The sequence below is a fragment of the Ruminococcus flavefaciens ND2009 genome (assembly GCF_000621785.1).
Classification (GTDB): Bacteria; Bacillota; Clostridia; order Oscillospirales; family Ruminococcaceae; genus Ruminococcus; species Ruminococcus flavefaciens_C.
On the sequence record NZ_KK211347.1, the window covers coordinates 507,775 to 522,613 of the forward strand.

The window sequence follows — 14,839 nt, forward strand, 5'->3', positions numbered from 1 at the left end:
GGAAATGCTCCAATTATTGCCCATCGTTAACTTATATTGCTAAATTTTTCGGAAACCCTTGCAATTCACTGCAAGCTATGATATAATATTAACGATGGGGTCACGAGCCCCGTAAATGAATTCTCAGGAGGAATTATATCTATGTTAACTTCAGCTACAGAAATGCTCCAGAAAGCAAGAGCAGGCAAATACGCAGTAGGTCAGTTCAATATCAACAACCTTGAGTGGACTAAGGCTATCCTTCTCACAGCTCAGGAGCTCAACAGCCCTGTTATCCTCGGTGTTTCTGAGGGCGCTGGCAAGTATATGTGCGGTTTCGAGACTGTTGCAGCTATGGTTGCAGCTATGGACAAGTCTCTCGGTATCACAGTTCCTGTTGCACTTCACCTGGATCACGGCTCATATGAGGCTTGCTACAAGTGCATCAAGGCTGGCTTTACATCTATCATGTTCGACGGTTCACACTTCCCCATCGACGAGAACGTTGCTAAGACAACTGAGCTCGTTAACGTTGCTCACAATCTTGGTCTCTCCATCGAGGCTGAGGTAGGCGCTATCGGCGGTGAAGAGGACGGCGTTATCGGTAAGGGCGAGTGTGCAGATCCCGCAGAGTGCAAGCAGATCGCTGATCTTGGCGTAGATTTCCTCGCTGCAGGTATCGGTAACATCCACGGTGTATATCCCGCAAACTGGGAGGGACTCAGCTTTGAGACTCTTGAGGCTATCAACAAGACAGTAGGCGAGATGCCCCTCGTTCTCCACGGCGGTACAGGTATCCCTGACGACCAGATCACAAAGGCTATCTCTCTCGGCGTTGCAAAGATCAACGTAAACACAGAGTGCCAGCTGGTATTCGCAGAGGCTACAAGAGGCTATGTTGAGGCTGGCAAGGACAAGCAGGGCAAGGGCTTCGATCCCAGAAAGCTTCTTGCACCCGGCTTTGAGGCTATCAAGGCTAAGGTAAAGGAGAAGATGGAGCTCTTCGGAAGCGTTAACAAGGCTTGATCGTAAAGAAGGTATAAGATATGGCTTGGGGTAATTACGAACAGAACTATGCTTATAACTATGACATAAACACTGTTCTCGATGCAGTAATGCGTGCGGGAGCACAGATAAAGCTTAAATTCAAGGGTGCTGACAGAGCTGCATACAAGGTAAAGTTCAGCACAGGTCTCTCGCTTCTTACTTACGGCGAGGAGGTCTTTGTAACTCTGGGAGTTCTTCCCGACGGAAGAACAGGAGTAAACATCAGAAGCTCGTCAAATCTCGGAACTGAGCTTGCTGCAAAGTCAAGGAATGAGAGCAATGTTCTGAAATTAGTAAATGCACTCAACGTATTCCTTCCGCCAAGATAAATAAACATAAAAGCCTGAGGGTAATTCCTCAGGCTTTTTTTCATATATTTTTGCAGAAATCGGTTATCTCGGCTTTTCTCGGTTCAACAGCCTCCTTGTACTCCACGGAGCAAAGACCCAGACTGCCGCAGCATTCTATCTCCAGGTGACCGTAGAAGTGCTCGATACTGCCGATTATCCGTTCACACTCTCTCATGGAGGGCCCTGTTCTCAGAGCGACGGAGTAGCCCTTCTTGCCGCTTTTTATAGTGGCGTGAGGCTCATGGGTGTTGCACCAGGGGGTACACCTGTCAATGAAAGCCTTGAACTGTCCGGGAATATCAGCCCAGTATGAGGGAGCGACAGAAACGATAATGTCGGCGCTGTCAAACTCCGCCATGATAAGGTCTATATCGTCGGTCTGAACGCACCTGGCGGTATTATGACAGCTACGACAGCCCATGCAGAAGCTGAAGCTGTAGTCGTCTATACATATGCTTTTGGTGTCATACCTCTCGGACAGCTCTCCGGAAATGATCCTTACGATCTCCGCTGTAGCGCCGTTTCTCACGGGACTGCAATTGATGACAAGTGCTTTCATGATAATACCTCCGTTAATAAAAATATAAGTCTGATTATATCACAGAAGCATTGCTTTGTCAAGAAAAAGATCACTCCCGCAGTCACGGAAGTGATCCTTTGTTACTGTGAGCTGAGAACAGTCATGGGGTCGATGAATGAGCCGTTATGAGTGACCTCGATATGCAGATGGGGCGGCATGGAGCTCTCTATATCCGCAGTCTCGCCAACGGCTCCGATAACTGTGCCGCTGTCAACGGTATCGCCCTGCTGAACGGCAAGGTCAGCTCCCAGACCGCAGTATTTTGTGGTGAAGCCGTTCTTGTGGTCGATGACCACGGAAACTCCCCACAGCGGATCGTTGGTCACGGAAGCTATCTCGCCGTTTTCGGCAGCGAACACATCGGCTCCCACCTCGGCGGCAATATCGATGCCGTTATGGGTCTGCCAGGTGCCTGTGGTCTCGTTTTTCACAAGTTCACCGCCGCTGAATGGGGAGAGAACGCTGCTCATATCGCTGAGAGGAGCTCTTGCTGCGGACATATCGTCCATTGCTGCGGCAGGCTCAACGGGCTGCTCGGCAAATCCGTGCTCCTCAGGCGGGGGAGCGTCCACGCTTATCTCGGCGGCAGATATAGTCGGTTCTTCTGCAAAAACAGGAGCCGTCACCGCTGCGGTAGTAACTCTCTGCGCAGGAGCGGTAGGCTTCGGTATGTCGGTAACAGGCTTGTTCACCTGAGCCTCCTGTACTATGGGCGAGGGCTGCTTCTCAGCGAGCCTGTCTCCCTGTTTATGGGCAAAAAGGCAGGCAGCTCCCACCATGACGGCGCTTATTCCCAGAGCCGCATAGAAGCCCTTTGAGCCCTTTGCGTAATGCTTATCGGTCAGTTCGTTTTTCTTCACACTAACACCTCCGACATTATTTTTGTCAGAAAATCGGAAAATATACATAGCATGAAAAAGTCCCCGAAAAACGGGGACTGTGTGTTTATGCGTTTACGGGAGCTTCCTCCCTTATGTCGAGGTCTGAGGTATCGTACATGACCCTGGCGTGATTGCGGCGGATAAGCTTTTTTTCAATGTGATTGCCTGTCTTGCAGTCCACCTTGTCGCGGTAGACCTCACCGTTGCGGTAGACCGTTCCGTTCTCACGGGAAAAAAACACGTTTTCGGCGGAAATATGGTATTTGTACCGCTGACGCCTGTCCGCTCTCAGCTCGCCGCAGAGGTACTCATCTGTGGTATGGACGATAAGCTGATAGGTCCTGTCGGTATTGTTGGTGAAGCGGTAATCCAGGTAATTGTACATTATTGAAGTACCTGTGCCGAAGGGGATCTTTCGCTGAAAATCGGGGAAAAGGTCAAGACCGTCATGGTGGTGGTGCTCGGTGATGTCCATATCCGAGTGGAGTATCATCCAGTGGATAAGGTTTGTCATCTGGCACATTCCTCCGCCCACACCCGATGAGGGATGATCTGCGAAGATAGTGAGGCCCTCCTTGAAGCCCTTTTTCTCGGTGAGCTTGCCCACCAGATACCAGAAAGAAAAGGTCTCATGAGGACGGATAAGTATGCCGTTTATTTTGGGAGCAGCAAGGGAAAGATTCACCGCCTTGTTCTCCTGGAGCGCCATGTTGACATTGCCAAGCCTTCGCCTGATAAGTGAATTATGTCTGTAAATGAGATACTCAAGGGGCTCCTCCTGTCTGGTACTTGCAAGGTGTCTTGCTGTCAGCAGGTTTTTGACCGATCTGAGGAAGATGCACTTCTTCTCTGAAATGGCGTAAGTCAGAGGTGAGATCTCACAGAAAAGTTTACGTTTTATGATCGTCATCTCCATGTTTGTATATTTTACAACAATTATACATCATATTTACAATAGTGTCAATAGCATTATTGCGGTATTCAGAAATAATATTGCCCCTGAGTATCCATGTGAACACACAGGGGCATTTATCAGTTATAATCGGGCTCCTGAGAAGCCTCGGGAGCATATGCGTTGGGGTCATATGGCGTTACCTGCTCTGTGGGAGGAGCTGTGGGATAATCTGTCCAGGGCTCCTGGGGCTGTGACCAGGGCTGCTCATTATAGGGAGCCTCGGTGGGTGCCTCTGTCCAGAGCTCGGTAGTGATGACCTCAGTGGTGGTTGTGGTGAGCTCGGTGGTAGTAGATACGGTCGAGGTAGTAGTTGTCAGCTCGGGACGTATCTCCTCAGGGAGCTTCTGCTTTGTGGGCTTTACGCCGTTAAGTCCGTAGCACTCCTGATAAGCGAGGATAATATCGCGTATCATGTACTTTGAGTACTCACCGTCCTCGATAACGCCTGCGAAGGCTATCTCGGGGTTATTTGCGGGAGCGAATCCGATGAAGAATGAGTTCTGCTTCTCAAGGTTTGCGCCTGTCTGAGGAGTACCTGTCTTTATAGCCACATCGAAGCCAAGATTGCTGAGAGAGTGGTTTGCAGGCATATTGTGTGAGGCGTCTATCATACCGCCGATTATATAGTCGTAAAGGTCGGGAGTGTTCAGCTCTATCTGCTGAGCGATAGTGGGCTCGGTCTTCTTGATAAGACTTCCTGAGCCGTAGCTGTAGTAGCTGTCCACAAGATAAGGCTGATACCTTACACCGCGGTTAGCGATGGTATTTGCCACAACTGCCATCTGGAGGGGAGTCATGCCGCAGTCCTGGTTACCGATACCCGCCTGGATAACGTAACCGATATACCATTCCTGACCGTGCTCGGCGAAGGTCTCGGGGTTACAGAGATAACCGGGAGCATCTCCGGTCTCGATACCTGTACTTGAGCCCAGTCCGTAGAGCTTGGCGTACTTTGTGATGTTGTCGATACCCAGCATACGTGAGACCTCATAGAAGTATGCGTTACATGATACCTCAATTGCACGGCGCATGGTGATATTGCCGTGATAGCCTGTACAGGAGTAGTGAGTTCCGTAGAAGTCGTAGCCCTGATTACATACCAGAGGCGTACCGCCTGTTACCACGCCCTCATTGAGACCTGCCGTAGCGGTAATAGTCTTGAATGTAGAGCCCGGACGGTAGAGACCGTAGGTGCAGCGGTTTACCAGAGGTGAATTTTCAGCCTGGAGGAAGTAATCATAGTTTTCAACGTAGTCCTTCAGGTTATATGTGGGAGCGGAAGCCATGCCCTTTACGGCGCCTGTTTTGGCGTCCAGCACACAGATAGCTCCGCACTTGGCGTTGAGTACACTGGGTTTCGGATTGATAGCAGGGAAGTCTGCGATGAATTTGTCCAGTATGCCCTGGAGCTTCAGCTGGAAGCAGCCGTCCACGGTGAGCTTTATGGTCTCTCCCGATGTGGCCTCGGAAATGGTCTTGACATCGCGGACCTTTCCGTCCTTGACGGCTATCTGCTCCTCGCCGTTGATACCGCGGAGGGGAGTTTCCATAGCGGCTTCGATACCGCTCTTGCCCAGGGTATCATTGTAGCTGTAGCCCTTGTTTTTCAGCTCGTCGTACTCCTCGGCATAGATAGGACCGACTGTGCCCAGCTCGTGGGGGAGTATATCACCGCGGACTATACGTCTTTCTGAGGCATCAACAGCCTCAATACCGCGGTAGAAGTTGCCCAGCTCCTTCATGTCGATGACGGTCTGCTCGTCCACGCCCTCAGCCAGAAGGAGGTCGTTGCTGTAGGAGAAGTCCTTGTCTATCATCTGATAGCGCATACCTGCGATGATGCGCTTTTCCTCGTCGGTGTACTTCTCGTCTATCTCATAGTCTGAGATGAGCTTGTCTATGCAGTTTTCCGCAGTTGCGTAAACGTTGAGGTTAAGGTCTGAGATAAGCTCCTCGGTGTCATCGGACTTGAACACATAGGGCTTGCTGAATGATATAGGAATGCTCTCCTCGAACTTTATGCCTCTTTCCTCAAGGGCTCTGTAAATGCCCAGGAGAGCCTTGTTTCCCTCCTGAAGGTCGGTGGGGAAGAATGCCATCTGGAGCACCAGGTCTGTTCTGGAGTCATTGGTGATGAGCACATTTCCTGCGTAGTCCATTATCTCGCCTCGGGTAGCCTTAACGCCCTTGGTGTAGGTGAGGGTTCCCGGCTCATAGAGCTGAGGAGTGGCTATCTCCTTGTCGCCAACCACCTGTATCTTCATAAGGCGGAGCGAGCTCAGAAGCGCCAGCATGACCACCAGCAGTATTATTATGATAGATTTGAGATTTTCCGCAAATCCTTTCAAAGGTCTGCCTCCTTTATGATTATGACCGCACGGGAAAGTGCGGTCGGTTTCTTTATCTTCTGTTTTCTGTCTGTATGTTTGTGTTTATAGCCTCCTCGATGGTGAGGTGCTCACGGGGCATGAGGAGACGGTTTACCAGCTTCAGCACAAGGAACACGAATACTGCGGAAATCACTGTATACAGCCATATCTTCATGGATACCCTCCTGAAGATACGTCCAACGTGCTCATAGCCCCATATCTGGTAGTAGAACTTGTAGTCCAGCCAGCACTGCAAAAACGAAGCAGCAGCTGTGATAATGATGTAGTTGATGAACCTGTCCTTGAGGTAGAGCTCGAACACCAGATTGGCAGCGATACAGAACACTGTAAGCACCACGGCGTTGTAGCCGAAGAGCTTTCCGCAGCAGATGTCGATGAGAAATCCGCATATCGCGCCTGTTACCGCAGAGGCATAGAGGTTGTTGTTGATAGCTATGCCCACAGCCAGGGGGACCAGCAGGACAGGCTTATAAAGCGTTCCCGAGGTCATTATGATGAAGCTTATGAATATGAGCAGGTAATATATTATCCAGCGCAGAGCAGTCTTGAAGCGGAAGATATGCTGCTCACGGGTAGTTCTAATCCTCATCCTTGTCTTCCTCCTTCTTGCCGCTGAAATCGGTTATAACGATGACAGAGGTAAGACGGGTAACGTCCACACAGGGCTGTATATCGGCACATACGGAGAGACCGTTTGAGTCGAAGCCTATATCAAGGATGGTACCGATGGGGTAATCCTTGGGGAAGAGACCGCTGGTTCCAGTGGTGATCATGAGATCGCCGCGCTTGAGCTTGTTCTTCTTGGGGACGTGTATGAGCTTGGTCTGACCGCTTTCCGATGACAGCACATTTCCTTCGATAATGCCCTGATCGGCACTTGATGAGGAAGCCATTGCGGCTACGGAAAGGTCGGGTGAGAGTATAGTTCTTACGGTGGAGACGTGTTCGGACACCTCAACGGTAATGCCTACCAGTCCCTCAGCGGTAACAACGGGGCAGTTCACCAGTATGCCGTCCGCAGAGCCCTTGTCGATAGTGAAGGACTTGAAGGGATCGTTGGTGACATAGCCCAGAACTCCGCAGGGCTGTGAGAGCATATAGTCCTCATGCTCCTCCTTTATGGAAACGAACTTGCGCAGCTCCTCCACCTCAGCCTTGATGGCGTCATACTCGGTGAGCTGGGCGTTGAGTTCGCCTATCTGCTTTTTCAGCTTCTGGTTTTCCTCATAGTACTTATCCGCATTGGAGAGCTTATCCACCGTGCCTTCCATTTTCATGCTTATGCCGTTTGAGGCAGCGCGGAAGGGCTTGGTGATAGTGTTGATGAAGGAAGCTCCCGAAACGGAATAGCCGCCCTTGGTGACAGCGTATATCATAATGCCCACAAGGAAGGCGAGAAATCCCAGAAGTATCTTGAAACGGGTGCTTTTTAAGAAATCACGCATGGCGCTCCTCCTTAATAGTACTTGACGTTTTCGGTGAGAGCGTCCTGATAATCGCTGATGTTCTCAAGTATCTTGCCTGTGCCTTCAGCGACGCAGTCCAGTGGATATTCTGCGATATAGACGGGCATACCCGTCTCGCGGTTGATGAGCTTGTCCAGACCTCTCAGGAGGGCGCCGCCGCCTGCGAGGGTGATACCGTGGTCGATGATGTCTGCGGAAAGCTCGGGGGGAGTTTCCTCAAGGGTGGACTTGATAGCGTCGATCACTCTTGAAAGGGGCTCGACCAGAGCGTCGCGTATCTCCGCAGAGGTCACGGTGATATTCTCGGGGAGACCGTTGAGGAGGTTTCTTCCCTTGATCTCCTGAGACTCCTCCTTCTCGCTGGGGAAAGCGGAGCCGATGTCCAGCTTGATGTTCTCGGCAGTTCTTTCACCTATGAGGAGGTTATATTTTTTCTTGATATAGTTGATGATAGCCGCGTCGAATTCGTCGCCTGCACATCTTACAGACCGTGAAGCCACGATTCCGCCCATGGATATAACAGCAACCTCGCTGGTGCCGCCGCCTATGTCCACTATCATGCTTCCCGCAGGTTCGTTTGTGGGGAGACCTGCACCGATTGCCGCAGCCATAGGCTCCTCGATGATGAGGACGTTGTTTGCGCCTGCCTTCTTGCAGGATTCACGTACAGCACGTCTCTCAACGGCGGTAACACCCGAAGGGATACATATAATGACATTGGCTTTAGTGAAAAGGGTGCCCTTGAGGGCTTTCCTTATGAATTCCTGAAGCATAGTCGTCGCGATGTCGAAGTCGGCGATAACGCCGTCCTTGAGAGGTCTTACGGCAACGATAGAACCGGGGGTCCTTCCGATGACGTCCTTAGCCTCCTTGCCGACATAGCGGCATTTATCAGTTCTGGTATTTACGGCAACTACCGAAGGCTCTCTTATTATTATACCTTTTCCCCTCATATATACAAGGGTATTAGCAGTTCCCAGATCTATGCCGATATCTTTTGTAAACATTTTGAAGCTCCTTAATTTATGCTGTTATCGTATTTATTCACATTATATTATATCACCAATGGGAAATATGTACAAGTTTATTCCGCGGGATTTTTCTTATGTCGGGAAATTTAGTGTAATACGGAAACTAAAGGGCTGAGAGGTGATAAAAAACTGTCGAAAAATACAATAATGGATCATTTGCCGTCAGGGCATACCTTACCTACGGTCTTGATGTAGATGTAGATCGCGATGGCGATACAGATGACCTGTGCCACGCTGATACTGAGACCAAAGCCGAAGGTCAGTGAGATTATGTCAGTTGAGAAGGTGCTGGGAGAGAGAGATATACCTCTGGACCAGCCCAGCCATGCAAATGAACCTGATGCAGAATTTGCGACAACTCCTCCGAGGACGCAGGCGCAAATCAGAAGAAGCAGAAAATAGAGTGTTTTTTTCATGATCGATCTCCTATCTTTTGTTATAAAGCTTTTATCATATACCCGAAGAGCCGAAGCCGCCGCTGCCTCTGTCTGTCTCGGAGAGGTCGTCGCTGACTTCTATATCGGGCATTAATATACGAGTGGGTATCAGCTGGGCGATACGCATACCGTGTTCAACGGTAAAGTCCTCCTTGCCGTGGTTGATAAGGGGGACGAACCAGGCTCCGCGGTAGTCGCTGTCCACAACGCCCACGCAGTTTGCCAGAGAGACACCGTATTTTGAGGAGAGTCCCGAGCGCGGATAGATGAGGAGGGCAATATCGTCGGAATCAGGCTGAGCAGTTATACCTATGGGGATCATCTTTATCTCCCCGGGAGCAAGGGTGACAGGTCCGTCAAGGCAGGCGCAGAGGTCGAGACCTGCGCTTCCTGCCGTAGCCCTTGAGGGGATAACAGCTCTTGGGTCCAGCTTTTTGAATATCAGTTTCATTATTGGATACCTCTGTAATAAAGTCCGCGGGTGATGTTTCCCTGCGGCTTGCGTCCCGAAAGGGCAGCTCTGGTGCCGTCGGCGTCCTCGTCGGAGAGATATAGCACGCCGAAGGATATATTATGTATTTCATCAAGTCTGTCAAGCATACAAAGTCTGTCTGAGTTGAGTATCTCCGCATAGTCCTTTGTACAGACCACGGGAAGCTCCCTGCCTGTGCGGTCGATGAGCCTTCCGGTGCATTTTCCGCAGCCCACCTCGTTCTTTATGGGACAGTTCCTTGTGAGCATGAGGGGGAGACGTCCGTATATGACAGCTCCCAGCGGAAGAGTCGTGCTGACACTGCCAAGCTGACCGAGAGTAGCCTCCACGGAGAATATGCAGTCCTCAAGTCCAAGTCCGCGCAGATATTCTGCGCTGTAAGAGTTGAACACATTTAGGGTGAAGCTTCCGTGGAGCTTCATACCCAGCCTCTTGCCGATGGCGACAGAGTCGGGAGTATGGCAGTAAAGCCTGCCGACGCCCATATCCATAAGCTCCTCAAGTCGGCTTGTGAGCCTGTCCTCGTCGGTGATGAAACGGGGAGGAGATACTATTAGCTTATCACTGTCCACGGCGCCGAGAATATCATCTGTGAGCAGCTTCTCGGGAATTATTAGGAACTCCGACAGATCAGCCGCCGCTGTTATCTGTTCCGCAGTTCTGCAAAAGCACCTCATGGGGAGCCTTTCCGCAGTCTTTGCCGCGGGAGCAGGAACAGCAGGTGAATAGTCCGTTACCGTGTACTTGGGGGTATTCTTTTCTGTGACGAGTTCTGTCAGCTTTTCCGTCACCTGTCGGCGAAGCTCATTGAGCCTGCCTGCGGGAACTATAAGTCCTTCATCTATGTCGGCAGTGAGGCTTCCGAAGCTGAACACAGTGTCTCCCAGCTTTGACAGCTGCTTTGTGAGCATAGCTTCATCGGTGGGACGGTTAAGCGCCTTCTCGGGAACATCGCCCTGAGCGGAAGCGGAAATATCGCCGCAAACAGCCTCTATTACCACAGGCTGCCCCTCTTTTATGACAGCGCGGAAGTCCGCGGTGTGAGCCTTTCGCTCAAAGCGGTAAAGCTCATGTATCTTCGGAATCAGCTCATGGGCAGAGATAACGTCGTCCTTTTCGCGGACGCCGAACATATCCTGCCTTTTGCCTGTATAGTAGCCGTCGGTGAAGCCTCCGCGGGAGAAAACTCCCCTGAGCATAGCCATATCTGGGGTATCGCCTTCAAGAGCAGCCTTCAGCTCATTTACAGCGGAAGCCACATATTCGGGGCGCTTCATGCGTCCCTCTATCTTGAAGGAGTCAACGCCCATATCCGCAAGCTCACGGGCTTTCGGCAGCAGCGACAGGTCCTTCAGCGAAAGAGAAGCCCTGTCCTTATTTCCCACAGCGGAAAAGGGGAGCCTGCAAGCCTGTCCGCAGCAGCCGCGGTTAGCGGAGCGCGAGCCTATCATCGCCGACATATAGCACTGTCCCGACACGGACATACACAGAGCGCCGTGAACGAATATCTCAGTCTCGATACCTGTGCGGCAGATACGGGAAATAGTGTCCTTGTCCAGCTCTCGTGCGGGAACTACTCTTGCGTAGCCCAGATCGCGGAGCAGACAGGCGCCTGCGGCAGTGTGCACCGACATCTGAGTTGAGCCGTGGAGCACAGCGTCGGGGACGCAGCGGCGGATAAGCTCCGCACAGCCCCAGTCCTGAACTATAAAGGCGTCAACACCGCACTTAGCGGCGGACTTTATGTACCGGCAGAAATCCTCAGCCTCGTCGTCGGAGATGACCGTATTCACAGCCAGATCAAGCTTTGCGCCGTATCTGTGACAGAGAGCCGCAGCTTCCGCTATCTCCTCAAGGGAGAAGTTTGCGGCACTGCTTCGTGCGGAAAAGCGCTTTCCGCCTATGTATACAGCCTGAGCGCCGGAGCGGAGAGCTGCACGGAGAGTTTCCATGCTGCCGGCGGGAGCCAGTATCTCGGTTTGTTTCATTAAATGCTGTCGCTGAGCTGCTTGAGCTTGACCATATTCTCAAGCTGAACGATCTTGGACTTGAGCACCTCGATCTCCTTCTGAGCAGCGTCGCGCTCGATGCGTGTCCTGCCTGCCTCGTCAACGTACTCCTTGGTCTGGTCGCGGATATTGTCAAGGCGCTGATTAGCCTTGTTGAGGTCGTCGAGGAGAGCCAGCGACACCATTATGGAAGCGGCGTAGGGAGAAGAACCGTTAGCCGATGTGATCTCGTCGATCTTAGTCTCCAGCGCTCTTGCGAGGGCGAAAACATAATTCGGAGCTTCGGCGGTCTTTATCTTGTACTCCTTACCGCAGATGATGACTTTTACTTCATTAAGCATTTGTATCGTCCTTTCCGTGGCGTAAATTTAACCACCTTACATTATACACTATTTTTTATGAAAAGGGAAGTGTTTTTTGAAAAATATTTATTTTTGTAGGAAACGCCGCTTCAGAAGTTGAGAGTTGAGAATTGAGAGTTTAGAGTTATGTATTACTGAGATAAATCAAAATTTACATTTGTAGGGAACGGCTAAAAGCTAAGGGCTCATTTATCCTCAAAAACGAAAATATGATCATCAACATTTCTTGGCAGTGATCCGTAATCAGAGAGCCCCTTTGCTTCACGAAAAGCGCGTTTTATAGCTTCCCGGATATCAATGCGATCATTTTGCAGCTCATTGGGAATGCTTATCCATAGCTTTGGAGGCTCAGAATTTATGTCGGGTTCGGGAAGAATAAATTCAAATAAATGTGACTTATAAAGCATTTTAAAAATGACAGGTGTTTCGACTCCGTGCTTCCCTGTACAAACGATATAGATATCGTTTTCTCTGTCAGCGCCCCACTGTGACCACTTTTCATCATACAAACGATCGGATACTTTTTCATATAATTCTTTGTCATTCTTGTCAACTGTTTCATAAACAAACATAATTGCATACCTCAGATCACGATCTATACAACATTTAGCGGAGCCAAGCTCAGATAAACAGAGAATGGTGAAAAGTGAAGAGTTATGGTATCGCTTTCGGCGATATTGTTTAAACAATGTGAGCGCAGCGAACACATTAACTCTCAACTCTCAACTTTCAACTATCAACTTAGCGCATACGCGCTAAATTCCGATTTATCTCAGCAATGTTTATCAGCTTGCGGGACGTCGTTGGCGCCGTCTCCTGCAAGCTAACGGTTCAATAATACCGCTTTAAGCCTATGACCTTGCCGAGGACCTCCACCTCGTCCACGATGATAGGCTCCATGGTGGGATTTTCGGGCTGGAGACGGTAGTGACCTCTCTCCTTGAAGAAGCGCTTTACCGTAGCCTCCTCGTGGTCGATGAAGGCAACGACAATATCGCCGTTTTCAGCGTAGTTCACGCGCTGAACGATGACAATATCACCGTCGAGGATACCTGCGTCTATCATGCTCTCACCGCGTATTTTCAGTGCGAACAGCTCCTGAGGGTCAACACCTGGAGCCTCAAAGCCGATGTAGCCTGTGATGTCCTCAACGGCAGTGATAGGCTGACCTGCGGTGACGGTACCCATAACCGGCACGGAAGTGGTGCCGCTGTTGGGCAGACGCAGGGTGCGGTTGAGATTTCCTGTCTTTTCGATAAGTCCCTCACGGACCAGAGTTTCTATGTAGCGGTGGGCAGTGGACGTGGACTTGAAGCCCATAGCGTCCATTATTTCCCTTACCGACGGCGACATTCCGTCGCTGAGACGAGCCTTTATATAATTGAAAACAGCGATTTCCTTATCCTTCAGCATAGCTTATTCCTCCGAAAGCTTTTTCAGTATCATTTTTGCGATCTTGTAAGCGTCTCCGCAGCCAAGAGTTATGACCAGGTCACCCTCCTGGGCGTGTTCGCAGACATAGTCGCATATCTGCTCAAAGTTTGCGTATTTTCTCTCGTCAGTCCATTCTGCTGTCTCGTCCTGGGGGAACCAGATACAGCCGGGGATCTTTTCTGCCAGGTGGCGCGTGAAGATACCGTAGGTGTTCTTCTCGCGGCTTCCCATTATATCGGTGAGAACTGCATGGTCGGGTATCTGTAATACTCTTGCGAAGTCGTCCAGCAGCAGCTTTGTACGGGAGAATGTAAAGGGCTGGAAAACTGCCCATACATGGTTGAAGTTCATCTCCATGGCGGCATTGAGGGTAGCCTCAAGCTCTGTTGGGTGGTGAGCGTAGTCGTCCACAACGGTAATGCCCTTTTCAAAGCCCAGCTTCTCAAAGCGGCGCTTGGCTCCGCGGAACTCCTCCAGACCCTTCTGTATGAACTCAAAGTCAACGCCCACATAGCGAGCGGCGGCAACTGCTGCCAGGGAGTTGAGCACGTTGTGGATACCTGCCACATGGAGAGTTACCGTGCCCAGCTTTTCGCCCTTATACATGGCGTCGTAGGTGGTGAGGAGACCGTTTTCGTGCTTTACGTTCTCGGGGTAGTAGTCGCAGGAGCTGTCCCTGCCGAAGGTGATTATCTCCTTGCCGCTTATGCCCTCCAGAGACTTCATTGAGTTCTCATCTGAGCCGTTGATGATTATGCACTTTGTGGTGTTCTCGTTGAACTTGCGGAAAGACTTGATGATATTCTCAAGAGTGCCGAAGTAGTCCAGATGGTCAGCATCGATATTGAGTATAACGGATATATCGGGGAAGAACTTGAGAAAGTGGTCCTCGAACTCGCAGGACTCGCATACCATGATGTCGCTTTTGCCTGCGATGCCGCTTCCGCCGATGCATGGCAGCTTTCCGCCGATATAAGCGGAGAGGTCAACTCCTGCGGTATAGAGTATCTGAGTGATCATTGAGGTCGTGGAGGTCTTTCCGTGAGTTCCGGAAACGCAGATAGCGTTGTCGTACCAGCTTGTGACGATACCCAGCAGGTCTGCACGTTCGAGAACGGGAACACCGCTGGCTCTTGCAGCCATGAGCTCGGGGTTGTCAGCCATGATAGCAGCGGTGTGGACGATAAGGTCTGCACCTTCGATGTTCTCGGCGCGCTGTCCCACGAAGACGGGAATGCCCATTTTCCTTACGGCGTCCAGGGTCTCGGTCTCGTTATTGTCCGAGCCTGTCAGGTAATAGCCCTGAGAGTGGAGGATCTGAGCAAGAGGGTACATACCCGAACCGCCGATGCCGATGAAGTGAATGTGCTTTTTTCCTTTTAAGATGTTGATATCCAAAATGATCACCTTTCTTTGAATGAATAG

General features: G+C 50.7%; 16 protein-coding genes. 2 read left to right on the forward strand and 14 right to left on the reverse strand.

The genetic code is table 11. The features are described from left to right. Nucleotides 1-141 precede the first annotated feature (141 nt). Together fba and T488_RS0112520 are read left to right on the forward strand one after the other, a co-directional pair. Nucleotides 142-1,005, forward strand: a complete 864-nt coding sequence (fba, locus tag T488_RS0112515) for a class II fructose-1,6-bisphosphate aldolase (protein ID WP_028521093.1) — start codon at nucleotides 142-144, stop codon at nucleotides 1,003-1,005. Between the two features lie 20 nt (nucleotides 1,006-1,025). Next, nucleotides 1,026-1,355: a hypothetical protein gene (locus tag T488_RS0112520; RefSeq protein WP_028521094.1), complete on the forward strand. Its 330-nt coding sequence runs from the start codon at nucleotides 1,026-1,028 to the stop codon at nucleotides 1,353-1,355. A gap of 40 nt (nucleotides 1,356-1,395) precedes the next feature. Here the strand turns inward: T488_RS0112520 and T488_RS0112525 are convergent, their stop codons facing one another. The 14 genes from T488_RS0112525 to murC all read right to left on the reverse strand — a co-directional run bounded on the left by T488_RS0112525 (nucleotide 1,396) and on the right by murC (nucleotide 14,812). Further along, on the reverse strand, nucleotides 1,396-1,935 hold the full coding sequence (locus tag T488_RS0112525) for a flavodoxin family protein (RefSeq protein WP_028521095.1): 540 nt from the start codon (nucleotides 1,933-1,935) through the stop codon (nucleotides 1,396-1,398). Nucleotides 1,936-2,036: 101 nt separating this feature from the next. Then, a complete protein-coding gene (locus T488_RS0112530) occupies nucleotides 2,037-2,816 on the reverse strand; it encodes a M23 family metallopeptidase (protein ID WP_028521096.1) in 780 nt (259 codons plus the stop codon). 85 nt (nucleotides 2,817-2,901) lie between these two features. Next, a complete protein-coding gene (locus T488_RS0112535; protein ID WP_207640300.1) occupies nucleotides 2,902-3,753 on the reverse strand; it encodes a VanW family protein in 852 nt (283 codons plus the stop codon). A gap of 116 nt (nucleotides 3,754-3,869) precedes the next feature. After that, nucleotides 3,870-6,140, reverse strand: a complete 2,271-nt coding sequence (locus T488_RS17945; protein WP_051536467.1) for a peptidoglycan D,D-transpeptidase FtsI family protein — start codon at nucleotides 6,138-6,140, stop codon at nucleotides 3,870-3,872. A 52-nt stretch (nucleotides 6,141-6,192) separates the two neighbouring features. Next, nucleotides 6,193-6,771 (reverse strand): rod shape-determining protein MreD, encoded by a 579-nt coding sequence (gene mreD / locus T488_RS0112545; protein ID WP_028521098.1) that lies wholly within the window; start codon nucleotides 6,769-6,771, stop codon nucleotides 6,193-6,195. Further along, the gene (gene mreC / locus T488_RS0112550; RefSeq protein ID WP_028521099.1) at nucleotides 6,761-7,627 is read right to left on the reverse strand and encodes a rod shape-determining protein MreC; all 867 of its coding nucleotides are present in this window, start codon (nucleotides 7,625-7,627) and stop codon (nucleotides 6,761-6,763) included. The genes mreD and mreC overlap by 11 nt, the downstream gene beginning before the upstream one ends. An 11-nt stretch (nucleotides 7,628-7,638) precedes the next feature. After that, nucleotides 7,639-8,655, reverse strand: coding sequence for a rod shape-determining protein (locus T488_RS0112555; RefSeq protein WP_028521100.1), 1,017 nt, complete (start codon nucleotides 8,653-8,655; stop codon nucleotides 7,639-7,641). A gap of 176 nt (nucleotides 8,656-8,831) precedes the next feature. After that, nucleotides 8,832-9,095, reverse strand: coding sequence for a DUF4321 domain-containing protein (locus T488_RS0112560; RefSeq protein ID WP_028521101.1), 264 nt, complete (start codon nucleotides 9,093-9,095; stop codon nucleotides 8,832-8,834). Between the two features lie 34 nt (nucleotides 9,096-9,129). After that, the gene (gene dut, locus T488_RS0112565; RefSeq protein WP_028521102.1) at nucleotides 9,130-9,567 is read right to left on the reverse strand and encodes a dUTP diphosphatase; all 438 of its coding nucleotides are present in this window, start codon (nucleotides 9,565-9,567) and stop codon (nucleotides 9,130-9,132) included. After that, nucleotides 9,567-11,597: a U32 family peptidase gene (locus T488_RS0112570; protein ID WP_037298036.1), complete on the reverse strand. Its 2,031-nt coding sequence runs from the start codon at nucleotides 11,595-11,597 to the stop codon at nucleotides 9,567-9,569. Before T488_RS0112570 ends, dut begins: the two co-directional genes overlap by 1 nt. Further along, a complete protein-coding gene (locus T488_RS0112575) occupies nucleotides 11,597-11,959 on the reverse strand; it encodes a cell division protein ZapA (protein ID WP_028521104.1) in 363 nt (120 codons plus the stop codon). The genes T488_RS0112570 and T488_RS0112575 overlap by 1 nt, the downstream gene beginning before the upstream one ends. A 206-nt stretch (nucleotides 11,960-12,165) precedes the next feature. Beyond that, nucleotides 12,166-12,552, reverse strand: a complete 387-nt coding sequence (locus T488_RS0112580; RefSeq protein ID WP_028521105.1) for a hypothetical protein — start codon at nucleotides 12,550-12,552, stop codon at nucleotides 12,166-12,168. A gap of 259 nt (nucleotides 12,553-12,811) precedes the next feature. Continuing rightward, nucleotides 12,812-13,393 (reverse strand): transcriptional repressor LexA, encoded by a 582-nt coding sequence (lexA, locus tag T488_RS0112585; RefSeq protein ID WP_028521106.1) that lies wholly within the window; start codon nucleotides 13,391-13,393, stop codon nucleotides 12,812-12,814. A gap of 3 nt (nucleotides 13,394-13,396) precedes the next feature. After that, nucleotides 13,397-14,812, reverse strand: a complete 1,416-nt coding sequence (gene murC, locus T488_RS0112590) for a UDP-N-acetylmuramate--L-alanine ligase (RefSeq protein ID WP_028521107.1) — start codon at nucleotides 14,810-14,812, stop codon at nucleotides 13,397-13,399. Nucleotides 14,813-14,839: the final 27 nt, after the last annotated feature.

Coding starts and splice junctions, on each gene's coding strand:
- T488_RS0112525 (WP_028521095.1), bottom strand. CDS start 1,935: ATGAAAGCACTTGTCATCAATTGCAGTCCCGTGAGAAACGGCGCTACA.
- T488_RS0112520 (WP_028521094.1), top strand. CDS start 1,026: ATGGCTTGGGGTAATTACGAACAGAACTATGCTTATAACTATGACATA.
- lexA (WP_028521106.1), bottom strand. CDS start 13,393: ATGCTGAAGGATAAGGAAATCGCTGTTTTCAATTATATAAAGGCTCGT.
- T488_RS0112555 (WP_028521100.1), bottom strand. CDS start 8,655: ATGTTTACAAAAGATATCGGCATAGATCTGGGAACTGCTAATACCCTT.
- T488_RS0112575 (WP_028521104.1), bottom strand. CDS start 11,959: ATGCTTAATGAAGTAAAAGTCATCATCTGCGGTAAGGAGTACAAGATA.
- dut (WP_028521102.1), bottom strand. CDS start 9,567: ATGAAACTGATATTCAAAAAGCTGGACCCAAGAGCTGTTATCCCCTCA.
- T488_RS0112570 (WP_037298036.1), bottom strand. CDS start 11,597: ATGAAACAAACCGAGATACTGGCTCCCGCCGGCAGCATGGAAACTCTC.
- T488_RS0112560 (WP_028521101.1), bottom strand. CDS start 9,095: ATGAAAAAAACACTCTATTTTCTGCTTCTTCTGATTTGCGCCTGCGTC.
- fba (WP_028521093.1), top strand. CDS start 142: ATGTTAACTTCAGCTACAGAAATGCTCCAGAAAGCAAGAGCAGGCAAA.
- mreD (WP_028521098.1), bottom strand. CDS start 6,771: ATGAGGATTAGAACTACCCGTGAGCAGCATATCTTCCGCTTCAAGACT.
- T488_RS0112580 (WP_028521105.1), bottom strand. CDS start 12,552: ATGTTTGTTTATGAAACAGTTGACAAGAATGACAAAGAATTATATGAA.
- mreC (WP_028521099.1), bottom strand. CDS start 7,627: ATGCGTGATTTCTTAAAAAGCACCCGTTTCAAGATACTTCTGGGATTT.
- T488_RS0112535 (WP_207640300.1), bottom strand. CDS start 3,753: ATGGAGATGACGATCATAAAACGTAAACTTTTCTGTGAGATCTCACCT.